This is a genomic window from Bacteroides sp. K03 (genome assembly GCF_019734355.1).
In the GTDB taxonomy this organism is placed as follows: Bacteria; Bacteroidota; Bacteroidia; order Bacteroidales; family Bacteroidaceae; genus Bacteroides; species Bacteroides nordii.
Map to the genome: position 1 here is coordinate 154,047 of NZ_JAASHC010000008.1, position 19,487 is coordinate 173,533.

At 42.2% G+C, this 19,487-nt stretch carries 18 protein-coding genes; 10 read left to right on the forward strand and 8 right to left on the reverse strand.

Annotation, left to right across the window (positions count from 1 at the left end):
- Positions 1 to 54: 54 nt before the first annotated feature.
- Positions 55 to 1,875 carry an LPP20 family lipoprotein gene (locus tag HCG69_RS08505; RefSeq protein WP_221649702.1) on the reverse strand — a complete coding sequence of 607 codons (1,821 nt, stop codon included), beginning with the start codon at positions 1,873 to 1,875 and terminating at the stop codon, positions 55 to 57.
- 84 nt (positions 1,876 to 1,959) lie between these two features.
- Positions 1,960 to 2,940, reverse strand: a complete 981-nt coding sequence (gene dusB / locus HCG69_RS08510; protein ID WP_221649703.1) for a tRNA dihydrouridine synthase DusB — start codon at positions 2,938 to 2,940, stop codon at positions 1,960 to 1,962.
- A gap of 169 nt (positions 2,941 to 3,109) precedes the next feature.
- On the opposite strand from dusB, the gene HCG69_RS08515 reads away from it, so the two are divergent.
- From HCG69_RS08515 to dprA, 3 genes are read left to right on the forward strand one after another with little or no spacing between them, the layout of a single operon-like run.
- Entirely contained in the window at positions 3,110 to 4,381 is a 1,272-nt protein-coding gene (locus tag HCG69_RS08515; protein WP_221649704.1) for a peptidase U32 family protein, read from the forward strand.
- Positions 4,382 to 4,427: 46 nt separating this feature from the next.
- Entirely contained in the window at positions 4,428 to 4,829 is a 402-nt protein-coding gene (locus HCG69_RS08520; RefSeq protein ID WP_221649705.1) for a thioesterase family protein, read from the forward strand.
- On the forward strand, positions 4,826 to 5,947 hold the full coding sequence (dprA, locus tag HCG69_RS08525) for a DNA-processing protein DprA (protein WP_221649706.1): 1,122 nt from the start codon (positions 4,826 to 4,828) through the stop codon (positions 5,945 to 5,947). The genes HCG69_RS08520 and dprA overlap by 4 nt, the downstream gene beginning before the upstream one ends.
- A gap of 193 nt (positions 5,948 to 6,140) precedes the next feature.
- Here the strand turns inward: dprA and HCG69_RS08530 are convergent, their stop codons facing one another.
- Positions 6,141 to 6,596 (reverse strand): hypothetical protein, encoded by a 456-nt coding sequence (locus HCG69_RS08530; protein WP_221649707.1) that lies wholly within the window; start codon positions 6,594 to 6,596, stop codon positions 6,141 to 6,143.
- 154 nt (positions 6,597 to 6,750) lie between these two features.
- On the opposite strand from HCG69_RS08530, the gene HCG69_RS08535 reads away from it, so the two are divergent.
- The 4 genes from HCG69_RS08535 to HCG69_RS08550 all read left to right on the forward strand — a co-directional run bounded on the left by HCG69_RS08535 (position 6,751) and on the right by HCG69_RS08550 (position 10,973).
- A complete protein-coding gene (locus tag HCG69_RS08535; RefSeq protein WP_196039199.1) occupies positions 6,751 to 7,998 on the forward strand; it encodes a DUF3575 domain-containing protein in 1,248 nt (415 codons plus the stop codon).
- Positions 7,999 to 8,141: 143 nt separating this feature from the next.
- A complete protein-coding gene (locus tag HCG69_RS08540; protein ID WP_221649708.1) occupies positions 8,142 to 9,050 on the forward strand; it encodes a DUF5119 domain-containing protein in 909 nt (302 codons plus the stop codon).
- Positions 9,051 to 9,093: 43 nt separating this feature from the next.
- Positions 9,094 to 10,020 (forward strand): fimbrillin family protein, encoded by a 927-nt coding sequence (locus HCG69_RS08545; protein WP_221649709.1) that lies wholly within the window; start codon positions 9,094 to 9,096, stop codon positions 10,018 to 10,020.
- An 11-nt stretch (positions 10,021 to 10,031) separates the two neighbouring features.
- The gene (locus HCG69_RS08550) at positions 10,032 to 10,973 is read left to right on the forward strand and encodes a fimbrillin family protein (protein ID WP_221649710.1); all 942 of its coding nucleotides are present in this window, start codon (positions 10,032 to 10,034) and stop codon (positions 10,971 to 10,973) included.
- A 23-nt stretch (positions 10,974 to 10,996) separates the two neighbouring features.
- Here HCG69_RS08550 and HCG69_RS08555 read toward each other — a convergent pair whose 3' ends face one another.
- A complete protein-coding gene (locus HCG69_RS08555; RefSeq protein ID WP_255585590.1) occupies positions 10,997 to 11,431 on the reverse strand; it encodes a hypothetical protein in 435 nt (144 codons plus the stop codon).
- Between HCG69_RS08555 and HCG69_RS08560 the strand changes: the two genes are divergently transcribed.
- Together HCG69_RS08560 and HCG69_RS08565 are read left to right on the forward strand one after the other, a co-directional pair.
- On the forward strand, positions 11,425 to 12,045 hold the full coding sequence (locus tag HCG69_RS08560; RefSeq protein ID WP_255585591.1) for a hypothetical protein: 621 nt from the start codon (positions 11,425 to 11,427) through the stop codon (positions 12,043 to 12,045). The two genes, HCG69_RS08555 and HCG69_RS08560, sit on opposite strands and share 7 nt — an antisense overlap.
- 209 nt (positions 12,046 to 12,254) lie before the next feature.
- Complete coding sequence (locus HCG69_RS08565) at positions 12,255 to 13,097, forward strand: helix-turn-helix transcriptional regulator (RefSeq protein ID WP_221649711.1); 843 nt, start codon at positions 12,255 to 12,257, stop codon at positions 13,095 to 13,097.
- Between the two features lie 953 nt (positions 13,098 to 14,050).
- On the opposite strand, the gene HCG69_RS08570 is transcribed toward HCG69_RS08565, so the two are convergent.
- The 4 genes from HCG69_RS08570 to HCG69_RS08585 form a co-directional block, all read right to left on the reverse strand.
- Entirely contained in the window at positions 14,051 to 14,806 is a 756-nt protein-coding gene (locus HCG69_RS08570; RefSeq protein WP_025866861.1) for a succinate dehydrogenase/fumarate reductase iron-sulfur subunit, read from the reverse strand.
- A gap of 30 nt (positions 14,807 to 14,836) precedes the next feature.
- Complete coding sequence (locus tag HCG69_RS08575) at positions 14,837 to 16,780, reverse strand: fumarate reductase/succinate dehydrogenase flavoprotein subunit (protein ID WP_007482946.1); 1,944 nt, start codon at positions 16,778 to 16,780, stop codon at positions 14,837 to 14,839.
- Between the two features lie 38 nt (positions 16,781 to 16,818).
- Positions 16,819 to 17,511, reverse strand: a complete 693-nt coding sequence (locus HCG69_RS08580) for a succinate dehydrogenase/fumarate reductase cytochrome b subunit (protein ID WP_002558382.1) — start codon at positions 17,509 to 17,511, stop codon at positions 16,819 to 16,821.
- 193 nt (positions 17,512 to 17,704) lie between these two features.
- Positions 17,705 to 18,571, reverse strand: a complete 867-nt coding sequence (locus HCG69_RS08585) for a helix-turn-helix transcriptional regulator (protein ID WP_221649712.1) — start codon at positions 18,569 to 18,571, stop codon at positions 17,705 to 17,707.
- 108 nt (positions 18,572 to 18,679) lie between these two features.
- On the opposite strand from HCG69_RS08585, the gene HCG69_RS08590 reads away from it, so the two are divergent.
- Positions 18,680 to 19,306 carry a phosphatase PAP2 family protein gene (locus HCG69_RS08590; RefSeq protein ID WP_221649713.1) on the forward strand — a complete coding sequence of 209 codons (627 nt, stop codon included), beginning with the start codon at positions 18,680 to 18,682 and terminating at the stop codon, positions 19,304 to 19,306.
- The last annotated feature ends 181 nt before the right edge of the window (positions 19,307 to 19,487 follow it).

The following is a 19,487-nucleotide window of genomic DNA, read 5'->3' on the forward strand; positions in this document are numbered from 1 at the left end:
CATCAGAGATTTAAAATTCTGTGAGACTCTGTGGTGAGTTCAGTTCACTTCCGATCAGAAGTGACTTAAATCTATCAGGCCGAAATCCGGGTCTTTCTCCGGCTGCCAGGTACGTACATGAATAATGGGTTCTTTGGGGTTATTGAGGTCCACCATTAAAAAGAGGTAGCCTGTATCGCCATAGCTGGACGAGAAGTAGTCCTGTTTGATCTGGATACCATAGATTTCGCCTCCTACTCCCGACTTACGTACCTGATTGTCAGCAAAGCGAAGATTGATATATTCATTTCCGGCAAAGATGTGTTTCAGTCTTTTCATGAATTCACTCTTTGTCTGACGGGTATACTTCACAGCCTCTTTGCTCATAGGTTGCCCCTCGTTTACTACTTTGTGTTTCAGCACCGAACCGGTGATAATCAGAGCATCATCCGAGAATATACTGTTGATGTAATCATAGCGTTTTAATGCATAGGCTGTTTTATAACTTTCAAGGAAGTTAATCAATACTTTACGTACATCGTCTCCCCAGGAAGTCTGATTCATAATATCGTCAACAGCCGGCTTGTTCAGTCCGAAGGCAATGGCGTCTATCTTACCTTCTTTGGTCATGGTAAATACGATGTCTTCAACGAATGTGCGGCGGTTGCCATTGAAACTGAAGCTCATGGGAAGGCTGCGACAGGTTACCTCACCATTGCATTCCAGATATTTTAGCTCCGGTTCCTTCACTATTTTGGCATTACCGTATTTAATCAGTTGGTTGAACATGGTGAATCCTTCCGGTGTACAAATAGATTGTATATTGGCGTAATTTTTGGAGCGGATGGCGTTTTCTACCTCTTTCATAGTGCTCTGATAGACAGTAACTTCTTCGTTAGCCAGATAATGCATGGCGGATTCTGTTTGTTTGGCGCTATCACCGGAAGCTGTCAGCAATGTTGCTGCCGGGGTTTCTCCTGGTTTAGGCTCCTCACCTGTTAGTTTCAGATAGCAGTTGCGCATAGGGATCGGATTGACTGACTGCATGACTTCGGCCAGTTCATTGTCGATATTAGACTCGCCTTCAAACATATACTCCGTTTTTATCTGCATCCCTTTGGCATTGGCAACAGCAGGCATTTCGATAATTCCCAGTCCGTCTTTTGCCGAGAAGATGTTTGACCAGTCACGCCCGTCAAAATAGGTATAATCGTAGTTGCGGGCAGGCTGACCTTTGTAGAGCACTTTCAGATCGATTGTTTTCAGATCACCGTCGATGTGGACGTCGTTTATGGAAACCTCCAGATGAGAGAAGATAGCATTCATCTGTTTGGGAATCCAATTACATAATAGCTGATCTTTCCCTTCTTCGTCTTTCATTGTGAGAAAATTCCCGTCAGGATAGCTTTGCAGTAGGGTCAGTGCCCAGTAATAATAGCGTAAGGCATCAGCTACCTGTGCTTTTTTCTCAGCTTTTATCGCTTCTTGAGTAAAGTCGAGCAATTTTGTTTTACGCCCCTCGAAGATACGTTGTATCTCGCTGACTTTGATGTAGCGCATTACCGCAGCTTCCGGTTCGTTCTGTATTACGATACGTCGGGTATTGTTCAGTGTTGCACGTGAATAGGTGTTGATGACTGATTTGAATGTTTCGTCTACGGTTACTTTGTCTCCGTCTGTACCTCCTTCCGTCAGTTGGCTGAACTGGCTGGATACATTGGTAGATATCTGGCTTATTAATGCCGCCAACGCTTCGTTATCGGCTTTTTTGAGCGTAGAGGCATTGCCGGTTCCCCAAATATATTCCTTGCTATTCTGTATTTCTTCTACAGATTGCGCACGAAGTAACGGAGAGGTGAACAGTGATAAAATAAAAAAGAGTAGCAGTTGTCTCATATTGTTTGTTACTTTATAAAAGAATCTATTTTCTGCAAAAGTAATAACTTTTTTATGATAAATCCACTAAAGCCAATCTCTTTTTTATTCACCATCCGGTTTTATTTTGTCGAATATTCGGAATAATTCTTCTACCGACTCTGTTCTTAGCATGGCGATACGGGTTTCCCGGAAATTAGGAATACCTTTGAACAGAGGAGTTGCAGCCAGATGGCGGCGTATGTGAATGATTCCCCGGCGTTCGTCCAGGCGGGCTACGCTGTTGAGCACTTCTTCGCGAAGCACATTCAGATACCATTCAAAGGTTTCGGGAGGAAGTTCGGTTCCTGTTTCCAGATAGTGTTTCACCTCGCGGAAGATCCAGGGGCGTCCGATACTGCCCCGGCCAATCATGATGGCGTCTACTCCGTAACGGTCGAAACACGCTTTGGCGGTTGCTGCCGAGGTGACGTCTCCGTTGCCGATGATCGGAATATGCATGCGGGGATTGTTTTTCACTTCACCAATAAGTGTCCAGTCTGCCTCTCCGGTATACATTTGTGCCCGGGTACGTCCATGGATGGCGAGTGCGGCAATACCGCAGTCCTGTAGTTGTTCTGCCAGATCTACAATGATTTTGTGGTCGGCATCCCAACCCAGGCGGGTTTTTACTGTAACAGGTATCTTTACGGCATCTACTACGGCACGGGTGATCTCCAGCATCTTTGGGATATTCTGTAACATCCCAGCTCCGGCACCTTTACCGGCCACCTTTTTTACGGGACATCCGAAGTTGATATCCAGTATATCAGGCTGCGCCTCTTCTACAATCCGTGCTGCTCCTACCATAGCTTCGGTATCTTTTCCGTATATCTGTATGGCAACAGGACGCTCTTCGTCGCAGATAGAAAGTTTCTGTGTGGTCTTGTTGACAGAGCGTATCAGTGCATCGCTCGAAACAAACTCCGTATACACCATATCGGATCCGAACTTTTTACACATCAAACGGAAGGCAGGATCTGTCACATCCTCCATCGGAGCAAGGAATACAGGGCGTTCGCCCAAATCTATAGGACCTATTTTCATTTTCGGTTTACTTAATTTTACGATTTACGGTTGAAGTAACTTTCGTTATCGCTACAAAAATACGGAAAAAAGCCTACCTTTGTACTTCTTGATTTATTTAACTGATTGAATTATGAGAAAAACCTCCCGGAAGACCGGGGGGATAATAAGCTTTCTATTAATAAAGTATATGAGTTTTAGTTTGAATGATTTTGAAATAATGGCTCCTGTTGGTTCCCGTGAATCACTTGCAGCAGCCATTCAGGGAGGTGCCGACTCTATTTATTTTGGCATTGCAAATTTGAATATGCGTGCCCGTTCGGCCAATACGTTTACCATTGACGATCTGCGCGAAATAGCCCGGACCTGTGATGAACATGGGATGAAGAGTTATCTGACGGTGAATACAATCATATATGATAATGATCTGGAACTGATGCGCACTATCGTTGACGCGGCGAAAGAAGCCGGTATTTCGGCTGTGATTGCTGCCGATGTGGCGGTGATGAGTTACGCCCGCCGGATCGGGCAGGAGGTGCATCTTTCTACCCAACTGAATATATCCAACATAGAGGCTTTGAGATTCTATGCTCAGTTTGCCGATGTGGTAGTGCTTGCCCGCGAATTGAACTTAGAGCAGGTAGCGGAGATTTATCGTCATATCGTAGAAGAAAATATATGTGGCCCTTCGGGCGAACAGATTCGTATTGAAATGTTCTGTCACGGTGCTTTGTGTATGGCTGTCTCCGGTAAGTGTTATCTTTCGTTGCATGAGATGAACAGTTCTGCCAATCGTGGTGCCTGTATGCAGGTGTGCCGCCGTTCTTATACAGTGCGGGATAAAGAGACGGATGTGGAGCTGGACGTTGACAATCAGTATATAATGTCACCCAAAGACCTGAAGACGATTCATTTTATGAATAAGATGATGGATGCCGGTGTACGGGTGTTCAAGATAGAAGGCCGTGCCCGCGGTCCTGAGTATGTGCGTACCGTGGTGGAGTGTTATAAAGAGGCTATCAAGGCTTATCTGGACGATACTTTCACTGACGAGAAAGTGGCTGCCTGGGATGAACGCCTGAAGTGTGTATTCAATCGTGGCTTCTGGGACGGATACTATTTGGGACAGCGTTTGGGAGAGTGGACTAAGAACTATGGTTCGGCAGCTACAGAACGTAAGATCTACGTGGGTAAAGGAATCCGTTATTTTAGTAATATCGGTGTTGCCGAGTTTCTTGTAGAAGCAGCCGAATTGAATGTAGGCGATAAGTTATTGGTAACCGGACCGACTACCGGAGCTTTGTTTGCTACCCTCGAAGAGGCACGTGTTGATCTTGAACCGGTACAAAACGTAAAAAAGGGAGAACGTTTTTCCATGAAACTCGATAAGATACGTCCGAGTGATAAGCTCTACAAACTGGTTTCTGTGGATGAACTGAAAAAGTTTAAAGGCGGGTTGTAAGGAGAGTTATAACTTTACTACCCTATAACTTTATAACATTACAACCATGAATTATATTTACGAGCTGGAGATGAAGGTACGCGATTATGAATGCGACCTGCAAGGCATTGTCAACAATGCCAATTATCAACACTATCTGGAACATACGCGTCATGAATTCCTTTCTTCTGTGGGTGTCAGTTTTGCTGCATTGCATGAGCAGGGAGTTGATCCGGTTGTTGCCCGTATCAATATGGCCTTTAAAACTCCATTGAAGAGTGGAGACGAATTTGTCTCCAAACTCTATATGAAAAAAGAAGGTATCAAGTACGTGTTCTATCAGGATATCTTCCGGAAGAGTGATAGCAAAGTAGTAGTAAAGGCAACCGTTGAAACTGTATGTGTCGTTAATGGGCGTTTGAGTGATAGTGAACTGTTCGACAGCGTATTTGCGCCCTACTTGCAATGAGTAGCCGCGAAGAGTGTATTTGTAGCATTGCCTTGACACAGGTTCCGGGCATTGGGCATATTTGGGCAAAGAAGCTGGTGGATGGTATTGGAAGTGCTGCTGACGTTTTTCGTTTCCGGCAGGAACTTCCTGAACGTTTGCCGGGAGTAAACAACCGCGTGGTGGAAGCATTGGATTGTTCACAGGTATTGGTACGTGCCGGCGAAGAGTATGAATTTGCAGAGAAGAACCATATTCAATGTCTTACTTTGGCCGATGAACATTATCCGTCCCGTCTTCGCGAATGTGATGATGCCCCTATTGCTCTTTTTTTCAAAGGAAATGCCGATTTGAATGCGCTTCGCGTTATTAATATGGTAGGTACCCGTAACGCTACTGATTATGGCAAGCAGCTTTGTGCTTCTTTTCTTCGCGATTTGAAAATCCTCTGTCCGGATGTACTTGTTGTAAGTGGTCTGGCTTATGGCATTGATATTCATGCACACCGTGCGGCCCTTGCCAACAGCCTTCCTACCATTGGCGTATTGGCGCATGGGCTTGATCGTATTTATCCTTCCGTCCATCGGAAAACTGCTGTTGACATGTTGCAGCAAGGTGGTTTACTGACCGAGTTTCTCACCGGGACCAATCCCGATAAACATAACTTTATAAGCCGTAACCGTATTGTAGCAGGTATGGCAGATGCTACGATTGTCGTGGAGTCTGCTGCTAAAGGCGGTTCACTGATCACGGCCGATATTGCCGAAAGTTATCATCGCGACTGTTTTGCTTTTCCCGGACGTACGATGGATGCCTCTTCTATCGGTTGTAATCAACTCATTCGTGACAATAAAGCAGCTCTTCTTTTGTCTGCCGAAGATTTTGTGAAAGCCATGTGCTGGGATGCTTCTTCACAGTCTCGGAAAGTGGAGAATGTTCAGCGGAATCTCTTCCCGGAATTATCAGAAGAAGAACAGCGGATTATCTCTCTTTTGCAAGCACAGGGGGCTTTACAGATCAATACATTGGTAGTTGAAACCGATATTGCTGTACATAAAATGAATGCTATTTTGTTTGAACTTGAAATGAAGGGGGTGATACGGGTACTGGCAGGCGGAATGTATCAGTTACTTCAATGATAGGCATAAAAAAAGGAGCAACGCCTTGCTCCAACCTTTGTTAACCTTAAATCTAATACTATGAAAAAAATCACAGTACAAATGTAAGGCTTCCACTCTATTCCTCCAAATATTTCTTTCAATATTGGTTCTCTTTTAAATTCTTTCACGGTTTTTCACTGTTATCGTACACAACCCTATTTAAAAGGGGGTGTCAGAGATCGTCCGGTATATAAAACTGCACGATTCTGATATAAGATCCGGTATGCTTTTTCGCGCTGGAAGTACTTAGGAGTAGCCTCGTTACTATTCCCCGGTATGGCTCGTTGTTTGAGTCAGGAAGCAACAAGCCGTTGGTCAGTATGCAACTGTGTTTTACATGTACATGTAAAGCAGTACGACATGCACATGTGGAGCAGTACGACATGTACATGTCGAGCAGTGAAACATGTACATGTAAAACAACGTTGCATACCGGAGAACCATACGTTACTCTACGAGATAAGGTTTTATCCATACGGGGGAAGGCAGAGGCAGTAATGACAAATGCTGTTATCATCAGATGAAACACGGGCTTATGCGGATTTTCGCAGAATGGACGACGATTGTTGCTGCCATCCCTCTGCCTGCTGTGAAAATTAGTGCTAACCTGCATTGCAATAATCAGCATCGCCTGTCATATCTCCCCGTGTGGGAAGTACTCCGGAGTTGCAAATATCTGTCAATCATTTCACTGTATGAGACATTCTTTCTCAGATTTAGTATTGATTCTGCTTTATTCTGGAATCTCTTTTCTATATTTGCTACCTGTTTAATGTGTTGTTATGAAAAGCCGTATCTGCATCATATCTATTTTAGGATTACTTCTTATGATACCCGGGGCAAACTATGCTCAGGGCACTCGTCCTATTGTAAAGAAGGATACGGTAAGAAGTAGTTATATTTATTTCCCTTTCAATCAGGATGAGATAGATCCGGATTATCTGGATAATAGTGAAACGATTGCTGCCCTTGATGCTCTTTTTGCCGATTCTTTGGAAACGGCACATCCCGATTCTTTGATAATAACTTCATTGATAGTGCCGGAAGGCAGTCTGAAATTCAATGCCTGGTTGGCTGCACGGCGTGCCGAGGCAGTGAGAGATTATATAAACGAACGTTATCCCCGCCTGCATGCTAAGTTTGTGCTCTGTCGTAAAGAGACAGATTGGATGGATTGGCGTACTTTGATAGCGTCCGATCCGGGAGTTCCTGATCAGGAAGATGTGTTGCGTGTGATAGATTATCATCATTATGATCCGGCAAAGTGTGAAAAACTTTTGCAATATCTTAACGGCAAGAAACCCTATACGTATATTCAGGAATCGCTTTTACCTCGCTTACACCGGACGGAGATACAGGTGAGCTGGAATTATGCCGATTTGGTAGCTCCGTTGAACGGGGTAGAACCTGTATCCGGCTTTGCATCGACTGTCGGACAACAGTCTCCGGCTCTTCTGACAGAATCTATAGAACCGGAGGACGCCGGATCGGTTTTGATTACTCCGAAACGGCGAAAGACGATTCTCGCATTAAAAAACAATCTGCTTTATGACATTGCTTTAGCTCCGAATCTTGAGTTGGAGATACCCTTGGGACGTCGTTGGTCAGTGAATGCCGAATACAAATGCCCCTGGTGGTTGAATAATGAGCGTAATTTCTGCTATCAGTTAGTATCCGGTGGCATTGAAGGACGTTGCTGGTTGGGCAATCGCCGCACGCGTGATCCCTTGATCGGCCATTTCTTCGGATTATATGCCGAAGGCGGTAATTATGACTTTCAGTTTGGCGAAACAACAGGTTATCGGGGAAAGTATTATGCTGCCGGCGGTCTTAGTTATGGATATACCCGGCGCATAGGCCGCCATTTTTCGTTGGAGTTCAGCTTGGGGGTAGGCTGTCTGACTACTGACTTTCACACCTACCTTTCGGACCAGGGAGAACTAACCTGGAAAGACACACGCCGTATTGTTTACATCGGACCTACAAAAGTTAAATGCTCTTTAGTGTGGCTTATTAGTGTAAAACGATAGAAGTTTCGCGAATAGAAAAGTCCCAAACTTGCAAAAAACTTCCAATCGTTTCACGAACCCTTCCAGTGCCCTAAAATAGTTATCTAAGTATTGTTTTAGTTTATTTTCATCTTCTATATTTGTTGTATCAAAAGAAACAGAAGATGGAAAAAGTAAGAAAATCTTCTTCATGGAAAGTGCTGTGTCTTGTACTGTGTGAAGGAATAATCCTGTTGCTTTCATCTTGTTCTTTTCGTCCTATTGAGGATGACGTTGAGAGTGTACCCGATGGTACGGTTCATGTTAAAGTCAATTGGGGGAAATATAGTAAGCCGGAAGGAGAATGGTTGGTGTTTTATCCGGAAAGTCGTTCTTTGAAACCTTTTTCAAGAGAAGTTGGCGATGATGTTTATATCAATGATTTGTTGCCTGGTAAATATAAGCTGCTGTTGCTTAGTATGAACAAAGCAGAGACCAATGTGAAGTTCAGTAATATGGATGTGGCGGAGGATGCAGCGATAGAGTTATTAGAGCCGGGAGTGAGCGGTGATGTAATGCATCCGGAAATGATGTTTTCTTCTGTGGCAGAATTCAATGTCACCGAGACGAACGGGCCATTAGTAGTACTCTCACCTCACCCTTTGGTATTGAAAGCTTGTTTTGAGATGCCAACAAGTAAGAAAGTGAAACAGGCTGAGGCGCATCTTATCGGGATGATCAATTCGCTGAAATTGTTCACTATGGAAATTGCTGCTTACTCTACTTCCGAGTGTTATCTTGATTTGATATCGGTATATAAGGAAGACAGAGTCTGTTTTGAAGGAAAAATGTTATTGCCTCTCCTGCATGAAATCAGTACTACAAGAGCAGATGTAGAGGGAAAGACTATCTTGGAAATGAGTTTTACATATGAGGATGAAGCAAAAGAAACAATAACGACAGATATCACTCAGGTTATAAAAGAGGTACAAGCCGAAGCACCTGTAGAGGTGACATTCAATTTATTGAAAATAGGTACGACTGCTACAGTAGTTAGTTGGGTGATAGAAACAGGAAATAGTAGTGTGATATAAGAAACAAATAAAACAATAATATAAACTTTTAAAGACAAGAAGTATGAAGACATTTATCTTTTCAGCATTGGCATTGGGAATGATGGCAAGTTGTTCAAACACAGAAGTAGAGGGTATAGATGCAGTTGATAATGGGGAACCGGTAGCGATTCAGGTTACTGCAGGGGTAAAAACGAATGTAGTTGCAGGGGTGACAAGAGCTCCATTGACGAGTGGAACCTTTGAGGCAACCATATTAGGATGGGAAGGTACAACTGCTCCTGACTATGCTACAGCTGCTCCTTGGATTGTTACAGCTGCGGACATAAATGTAGCTACTTCAACAACTGTTACGCTTAATAAATATTACGATACAGACAACACCAAAAAGACTTACATGAAAGCTTGTTATCCTGCAGGTACTGTAGCTGATGGTATTTATAATTTTACAGGTATAGCAGAAGACGGTTCCATGGATATTTTGTATGCAGGTGAAATTTCAGGAAGTAGAACCGCTGCTCCTGTAGCAGGATTTGTGTTTAACCATGTACTGACTCAGGTTAAATTTTCTATTAAAGCGGGTAATGGTTTGTTGAATGGTACTAAGCTAAAATCTATTAAATTAAATGCCCCTCAGGTTGCTACAGGTATTAATTTAAAGAGTAATGCATTGGTAACGAAAGCTCCATCAACTCCAATATCAGTGACGATTGCTGATGGAGGTATTGAAATACCGGATGTTGCTACGCCTATAGCTAACTCAGAATTGATGATTGCTCCCACAACAGAAAAAACAATGAGCTTAACTGTCGTAACTAATGATGGGACAAGTGATAAGACCTTTGATAATGTAGTAGTAACTGTTGATGACAGTGAATTTTTCGCAGCAGGTACAGCTTACACTGTAACTCTTACATTCAAAGAAAAAATCTCAGTTGAAACTACAGTTACTGCGTGGAAAGAGGGTACAGGTTCTGGTGATGTAGAATAAATAATTATCGAATGATTAAGACCCCCTTCTTAATATCTTTCATAGCACTATTAGCAAGCTGTACAATCATAGATACAGAGACTGATAGTGCTATGTCTCCCTCTGGCCCGAAGGAAATTCGTCTCAGTGCAGAAGTGCAAAGAACGATAGCCCAGTCACGTGCAGCAATCGGCGAGAACGAACCTTTTTATGCAACTATTTTAGGTTGGGAAACTACTTCAGATGCTACCACCTATAACGATGCCTCTCCTTCCTGGTCTACCGATACCAAGGAATCCATCATTGCTTCCCCCACAAAAGGTTCCGCTGTTGTTTTCAAAAACGAACAGTATTACCTTACCGATGGTGGTAAAACCTTTATGAAGGCATTCTCTCCCATTGGAAAAGTAACCGGACAGCTTTATACCTTTGGTAAGATTGAGGCAGACGGAAGTACAGACGTACTGGTTTCTAACGAAATTTTCGGTACCAAAAGTAGTGCTGCTCCTTCGCTGGCATTCAGCCATGCACTTACGCAGCTTACTTTTTACATACAAAAAGGCGAAAGCATACCCGAAGATGATATGGACGATGTCCGTATGATTCAATTGAACGGTATTCAGCTACCTGTAGGATTCGATTTGACGAGTAAAACATTAACAGTAAGCGAAACTCAGAATCTTTATGCTTTAAATGTAACTGCCGGGAATGGAGTACCCATCCCTAAAGACAAAGCAGTAAGGGCAGGAGGGGCTGTAATGATTGCTCCTATTACGGGTGATGCAGAATTAAACCTCACAGTTGTCACTAATCATGGAGAGTTGAATGTATCTAAAGTAACTTCAACTACCGGTAATGAATTTCGGGCAGGCATATCTTATGATATTACATTAACTTTCATGCGGAAAGAAATTTCTTCCAGTGCCACAGTCACCAATTGGATAAAAGGTGAAGGTGGTGCTACCGTAGAATAGTCAGATTCCAATAAGTGTATAGCTTAAAAACTCATCAAAAACTTCTGCAAGTCTTCCGTTTGGGAGATTTGCAGTTTTTTACGTAGGCGGTTGCGTGCAGACTCCACACTCCGTACCTCTTTGAAAGTAATATCAGCAATCTCCTTGGTAGACAATCCTAATCGTAACAAGGCACACAAGCGCATTTCTTTCATTGTAATAGTAGGATATTCTTCATTCAAGTTCTCATAGAAATGATGATGAATACTTTCAAATGAATCCCGGAAATCTTGCAATATATTGTTACTGTCAATCTGGTTCAGTTGCGAAATAATCTCACGTATCTGTTTTTTTACTTGTATTTCTTTAGGATTCATGTCCAATAGCAGTTGTTTCAGGCGATCGGTTAGTTGTGCGATAAACTCCTTGTTCTTAGTGTCATACGGTAAATGACAAGGTTGAAACAAAGTTGATGTCATTTATTCTCACAGCGGAAGGAGCGAAATGTGCCAATCCCGTAACTATTGGAGGTGCAACAATAGAAAGTCTCAAATGGGATGATGCAGAGAAAAAACTTGTTTTCAAGGATGATAAAAATACAATTGAGATAGGAACCTTGCCTATCAATCGCATTTTTAATCAGACAACGGATACGTGGTATTTTGCAAATAAGCGTAGTAGTACCCGCTTCCGTCAGTTGTGGAATAGTATGGTTTATATCATGAACAATGATTTCGGAACTACCTTTAATGACTTTTATCTCGGTTTATATACCAATCCATTTGAGCCGGAAACAAGCCTTCAGGCGATTTTGGCTATTTGTAAGGAGAACATAGGAAGCGTATATACTACTCAATATGAAGTAGTAGAAGGGACTGATGATCAAATTCGTATTCTTTGGAAAGGTTATGGCATGAGTGCGCAGTATTATTATAAATCATATGAACCGATAATTAGTTTCTTAACGAAAGAGGGTGAAAATGAGTTCATTATTGAGGCTGATAATAATATATATCCTCAGGAAATAAAATTTACGAAGGTGTCTAATCCCAACCATTGGTTTATTATTTCAACAAAACGAGAAGCACATTAGCAATTATTCCGGTCACAAGCATGTGAAAGGATAGCAGAAAGGTGTTCAAAACAGATAAACCAGCCTACACCGATGGCATATAAATGATTAATTGATTCCTCAAGGAGAGTTATTATAGCTTTTCTTGAGGATTTTTTTAGTAGGATGCTTTGTCTATTAAAATATTCTTGTACATTTGCTGGAAACATAAACAAATAATATATACTACTATGCCCGGTACCCCCACTTGTGGAGTAACGATGAACTGTCCGGAATGTCCTAAGGCAGTGAACAATGCTATCATCCACGCTTCTCATCCGAGAGGGTTCCATAAACCTGCTCAGAAGTGTGAGGAAAATCTTATCATTTTTCTACTCAAAGGTGAAATACTTATCAATAGCCAGGAGTATGCCGGTACGATGATGCATGCTGGTGAATTTATTCTTCAGGCCATTGGTTCAAAACTGGAAATACTTGTCATGGCAGATGCTGAATGTGTGTGTTATAGCTTTAACAAACCTGAACTTTTTTGTGAAGAGCGTTACAATTACATCATGCACGATGTAACTCCGCCTCTGATTTTTTCTCCACTAAAAATAGTACCTGAGTTATTGCATTTTCTCGAAGGATCTGCAATTTATTTGTCTAAGGAAAAAATTTGTCGTGAATTGCTGTCATTGAAGCGAAAAGAACTGGCTTTTATTCTTAGTTCTTATTATTCCGATTACGAGTTATCTACGTTGATACATCCACTTTCTAAATATACTACCAGCTTTCAATATTTCGTTCTCGAAAATCATGCTAAAGTGAAAACAGTAGAAGACTTTGCTCAGTTAGGAGGATATACTGTAACCACTTTTCGTCGTATTTTTAACTCTGTATTTCATGAACCCGTCTATGAATGGATGATGAAGCGACGTAAAGAGGGAATCATCTATGATCTTCGCTATACGCAGGCTACTATATCTGAAATTTGTTATCAATATGGCTTCGAATCTTTGCCTCATTTCTCTAATTTTTGCAAGAAGAATTTTGGTGCATCTCCCCGTAACATACGTTCCGGGAAAGCATAGTAGTATTTCCTTCATAATGTGTTGAAAAAAGGGCATCGCTTCACAGCGACGCCCTGCCTAAATAGATGCCTGACAGTTCGCACACACGCTCGTGTGCTTTTCATAAAGATTTATCAGCTGCCGGCATCCTCTCTTACATAAGGGATGATAAAATTCTATTAACTATTAAATCAGAGTTATTTTTCGTGGCAATGGACTAATATATTAATAACCTCCATGCCTGTATTTTGTTTTCTTGTAACTGTTCACTGTTTTTTCTCTTTTCTTGTGTACATAAATTCTTTTTAATACTCTTTATAATAAAAATAGATGCAAATGTTTCGGAGGCGCTTGTTTTGTAAAACGAGAGCGTGTGACCGAAACATTATTCTAGACTGTGGTCCGACCAAGAACCTCCCTTCGAATAATGAGTCAGCCCACGCTCCCTTTATTTGTATATATACGAAATAATCTATTTGTACATAAAAAGCACAAATATAACATATATATGCAATAAAGGTTGCGGGACTTTCTCTGTGCCGAAGTTTGAGATGAAAATTGGTCGGTTTCAGTCTGGCACAAATATTTGTTCACGCAACTAAAAAGATGCACTGTAAGTTATGCTATTTATACATTGAATACGTGATACATCTTCTTTTCTTTTTGCAAATATAATGTATTAATAATTATTAAGCTTGTGATAATCTATTTATTTTCTTAATTCCTAAGAAAATAGGTTAAGCTTTTGTCTGAAATCGCCTTTAATACGCAGGATGAGACGTTTCTTTGTTTTCTATTTCTTTGTAGAAAAAGCTCTAATTTATGGTTGTATATTGCAGAAAATCTTCTATTATGTGATAATGAAAGTACATTACTTCTATCCTCTGTTCACCCAGTTCGGATTAAGAGAAAAAAATCCCCCACCTATATTGGGTGAGGGATTCTTCTGCTATTAATCAAATACTAAATTATATTTAGTCTTTCAGTTTTGCAAGGATGAAGTCACGGTTCAGACGAGCGATATTGCTGATAGAAATATTTTTCGGACATTCAGCTTCACAAGCACGAGTGTTTGTACAGTTACCGAATCCGAGTTCGTCCATCTTAGACAACATAGCCTTCGCGCGACGTGCAGCTTCTACTTTTCCTTGTGGAAGCAGATTTAACTGACTAACCTTTGCTGAAACGAACAACATAGCCGAACCATTTTTACAAGCAGCTACACAAGCACCGCAACCGATACATGCAGCAGCGTCCATAGCTTCGTCAGCGATGTCCTTAGAGATAAGGATAGCGTTGGCATCCTGAGGAGCGCCTGTATTTATGCTTACGTAACCACCAGCCTGCATGATCTTGTCATAAGCAGAACGGTCTACCATTAAGTCGCGGATTACCGGGAAACCGGCAGAACGCCATGGTTCAACAGTGATTGTGTCACCGTCTTTGAAACGACGCATGTACATCTGGCAGGTAGTAGCACCTGTTGCAGGTCCGTGTGGGTGTCCGTTGATGTACAGAGAGCACATTCCACAGATACCTTCGCGGCAATCATGGTCGAATACGATTGGTTCGCCACCGTCATTAATAATTTGTTCGTTCAGAATATCCAGCATTTCGAGGAACGATGTGTCACCCGGGATATCTTTCATTTGGTATGTTTCAAAAGCACCTTTAGCTTTAGGGCTTTTCTGACGCCATACTTTCAGCGTGAATGATATATTTTTATCCATTTTTTGTTTTCCTTTAATTGATTAACCGAATTATGACTTGTAATTACGAGTCTGAACTTTCACAAACTGATAGTTCAAATCTTCTTTGATCAATTCCGGTTCTGAATCTTCACCGGTGTATTTCCAGCAGGATACGTAAGAGAAGTTCTTGTCGTCACGCAGCGCTTCACCTTCCGGAGTCTGGTATTCTGTACGGAAGTGGCCACCACAAGATTCTTCACGGTTCAAAGCGTCACGGGCCATTAGCATACCTACTTCGATAAAGTCAATCAGACGGAGTGCTTTTTCAAGTTCTACGTTCAGTTCGTTTACATCACCTGGGATACGTACATTTGTCCAAAAGTCTTTCTTCACTTCCTGAATACCATTCAATGCTTTTTGCAGTGACTCTTTGGTACGAGCCATACCTACAAAATCCCACATAATGTGACCCAGCTTTTTATGGATAGAATCAACGGAGTGTTTACCGTTAACGGCTTTGATCTTCTGGATCTTCTCCTTGATAGCTTTCTCTGCTGCTGCAAACTCAGGCAGATCTGTAGAGAAACGTGGAACCTGAATCTGATCGGCCAGGTAATTCTGGATTGTGTAAGGCAGTACGAAGTATCCGTCGGCCAGACCCTGCATCAAAGCGGATGCTCCCAGACGGTTGGCTCCGTGATCAGAGAAGTTAGCTTCGCCGATAGCGAACAGACCCGGGATGGAGGTCATCAATTCATAGTCAACCCAGATACCACCCATTGTGTAGTGAATAGCGGGGAATATCATCATCGGAGTTTTGTATGGATTCTCGTCGGTGATTTCTTCGTACATGTCGAAGAGGTTACCATAACGGGCGCGAACCACATCTTCACCCAAACGGTCGATTGCATATTTGAAATCAAGGAATACAGCCAGACCGGTATTGTTTACACCGAAGCCGGCATCGCAACGTTCTTTGGCAGCACGTGATGCTACGTCACGAGGTACGAGGTTACCAAATGCAGGGTAACGGCGTTCCAGGTAGAAGTCACGGTCTTCGTCAGGAATATCAGTTGGTTTCTTTGTTCCGGCTTGCAGTGCTTTGGCATCTTCGATTTTCTTCGGAACCCAGATACGTCCGTCGTTACGGAGAGACTCAGACATCAGCGTCAGTTTAGACTGCTTGTCACCGTGTACAGGGATACAAGTCGGGTGAATCTGTGCGAAACATGGGTTAGCAAAATAAGCACCTTTCTTGTAACACTGGATAGCTACAGAGCCGTTGGAACCCATAGCGTTGGTAGAAAGGAAGAAAGCGTTTCCATAACCACCAGTACCGATTACTACAGCATGAGCTGCGAAACGTTCGATTTCACCGGTTACGAGGTTGCGGGCAATGATACCACGTGCACGTCCATCGATGATAACGAGGTCAAGCATTTCATAGCGAGTAAACAACTTGACAGTACCTTTCTGTACCTGGCGGCTCAATGCTGAATAAGCACCCAGCAACAGCTGCTGTCCGGTCTGACCGCGGGCATAGAATGTACGTGATACCTGTGCACCACCGAATGAGCGGTTGTCAAGTGTGCCACCGTAATCGCGGGCGAAAGGAACACCCTGGGCTACACACTGGTCGATGATGGCGTTGGATACTTCTGCCAGACGATAAACGTTGGCTTCACGTGCACGGTAGTCGCCACCTTTGATTGTATCGTAGAAAAGACGGTATACGGAGTCACCGTCATTTTGATAGTTCTTAGCTGCATTGATACCACCCTGTGCTGCAATAGAGTGAGCACGACGGGGAGAATCCTGGATACAGAAGTTGAATACTCTGAATCCCATTTCACCCAGAGAAGCGGCAGCAGATGCGCCGGCAAGTCCGGTACCTACAACGATAATGTCGAGACGACGTTTATTGGCAGGATTTACAAGTTTTTGGTGAGCTTTATAGTTACTCCATTTTTCGGCTAACTGGCCTTCAGGAATTTTAGAATCTATTTGAGTCATAATGCTATTTACGATTTAATCAGTTACAATTATAAAATTTAGCAAGCGCCGCATGCCAACGATTTAACGAAGAATACGACTACTACCAGGGCGAAGCAGATGACAACGATAGTTGAATAGATATTGGAGATACATTTCCAACGGTTGATCCATACTTTGTTGTTCCAGCCCAGTGACTGCATAGAGCTCCAGAATCCGTGAGTAAGGTGGAACCAGAGAGCGGCAAGCCAAATGAGGTAAAGCACTACGTATACAGGATTAGAGAAGGTGTTGATAATGTGATAAACACCGTCGGCAGCGTAAGTAGTGTCTACTACTGACCCCATGTTGTGCATCAATTCGGGGAGCTGCATCTTAGCCCAGAAGTTAAACAAATGAAGACCCAATCCAAGGATTACGATAAGGCCCAGCACAAGCATGTTTTGTGAAGCCCATTCTACAGTTTTGGGTTTGTCTACTACGGCATAACGTTCGTTACCGCGTGCTGCACGATTCTGCATTGTCAGCCAGAAAGCATAGATAATGTGAATCACGAAGAGGGCAGCCAGTCCTAAAGTCGCCACTAACGCGTACCAGTTTGCTCCCAGGAACTCACAAACCATGTTGTAACCCTCAGCCGAGATGATCGCAACAAGGTTCATCGCCATGTGAAACGTTAGAAACAGGACAAGGGCGATACCTGTAACGCTCATCACCACTTTCCTTCCTACAGATGAATTACTTAACCACATAAATGATTGATTTTAAATTATTTAATTGTTAGAACTATGAATTTTATTTTACGTGCATACGTCTCTTCGTGCAAAAGTACAGGAAATACATTGATTAACCAAAGAATTAAAGAAATAATTCTTTAATGTATCCGTGTGTCAATGTACTGGTTAGCTTGTGTTGTTATGGTGGAATTGACAGATATGTCAACTATTATTTCTTACTTATCTTTTCGCCTTGGGCAGCACGTGATCGCAGGGCACGGGGAGAATCACCAAAAGAGGCTTTACAGAAGTGGGCAAAATGTGATAAAGAATCGAAGCCATAGCGGGCGCTGATATCAGTAATTCGTTCTTTGGTGTGTTGCAGATCGTCAAGAATTCCTTCGCGTTTTTTATCGAGTATCCATTCATATACCGGTACACCATACAGGTTTCTGAAAAGGCGGCGAAATGTTGTGACAGTATATCCACCCAAGTGGGCAAATTCTTCTACATTTTTGACTTTTCCATAATTTTGCATAACGAAATATTGGAAACTTTCAGTATAGGTACTGATAGGATAGAAGAAACTGGCGAGTTGTGGCTGAGGATAATAACAAATGAGGAGGAATACGAGTTCCTGACATTTTAATTCAATAAAAGGGCCGCAGGAAATACCTTCCGCCAGATATTCGCTGAGGCCAACTATGAGATTGTTAAGGCGGGAATTCATCATCAAGGGGGTATAAGTCAATGGAGCTTCGGCACCGTTCAGAATTTCGCGATAGCGATCTTCGCATATTTGTGGAAGTTGGTTGAACCAATATACAATATATTCCACCTCTGTCAATGCCAGTATTTCAATTTTAGAACCAATGGCCTGAAGAATAAATTGTCCGGAATGCAAACTGGTACCAGGATATTCCTGGCTATTTACAAGTAGTTCGCCTTTTATTATGAATATCATACAGTTCTGTGTGCATTTATCAGCAGGGAAGTGTTGTCCTCTGGGAAAACTCCTGTAGATCAGTGTACTTTCAGCTGTTTTGGAGCACTGTGCACAGTTGGTGAATCTTTTACAAGAACTGTTTTTTATCATGGATTAAATAAGGACATGTTAATGGTTAAGGGAACAAAGATATTATTTTTTTTATGAATACTCAATGTTTTTGCTATATCTTTGTCCAATCTAATAAGTAAGAATACGATGAGAAAATTTGTGGTTATCTGTGTTTCGATGTTCTGTATAATAGGCGCTCAGGCACAAAATTGGGATATAAACACGTTGCATAAAATAAACAGTATGGATGGGAAGTTTGTGCGGAATTATAGCAAAGTATTTTCTCGTTCGGCACCTTATATTTCGGTAGGTGTACCTGTGGCCATGGCTATTTATGCGGGTATAGGAAAGGATAAAGAACTATTGAAAGATGCTGTATATATTGGGACAAGTGTTGCTGAAGCAGTAGTATTAACCTATGGTATAAAACATCTGGTGGGACGTGAACGCCCTTATGACCGCTATCCGGGGCGGGTGCATCCGTACAGTACGGAGAGTAGCCCTTCTTTTCCGTCCAGTCACACGTCGGCTGCTTTTTCATTGGCTACATCGTTGAGTATTAAGTATCCTAAATGGTATGTGATTGCTCCATCGGCCCTTTGGGCTTGTTCGGTGGGATTTTCACGAATGAATGAGGGTGTGCATTATCCTTCGGATGTAATAGCAGGTGCGGTGATCGGTACTGGTTGTGCGGTGGTCAATGTATATGTAAATCGTTGGCTGAACACCTGGTTGTTTGGTGAGAAGAAGAAAACTCCCGGATTGGTATATTAAAAAAAAAAAGTATTGCTAATTTGTTGATAATCAGTGTTTATGAAGGTGTACACTTTTGATGTGCAAGAGTGTACGCCTTTGTATAATAAGAATGTACATTTTTGTGGTTCTTCTTCAATTTAGTTGAAAAAGACATGTTCCATCACCATCTTAATTCTTAGCAACTCTAATCCTGCCCTTC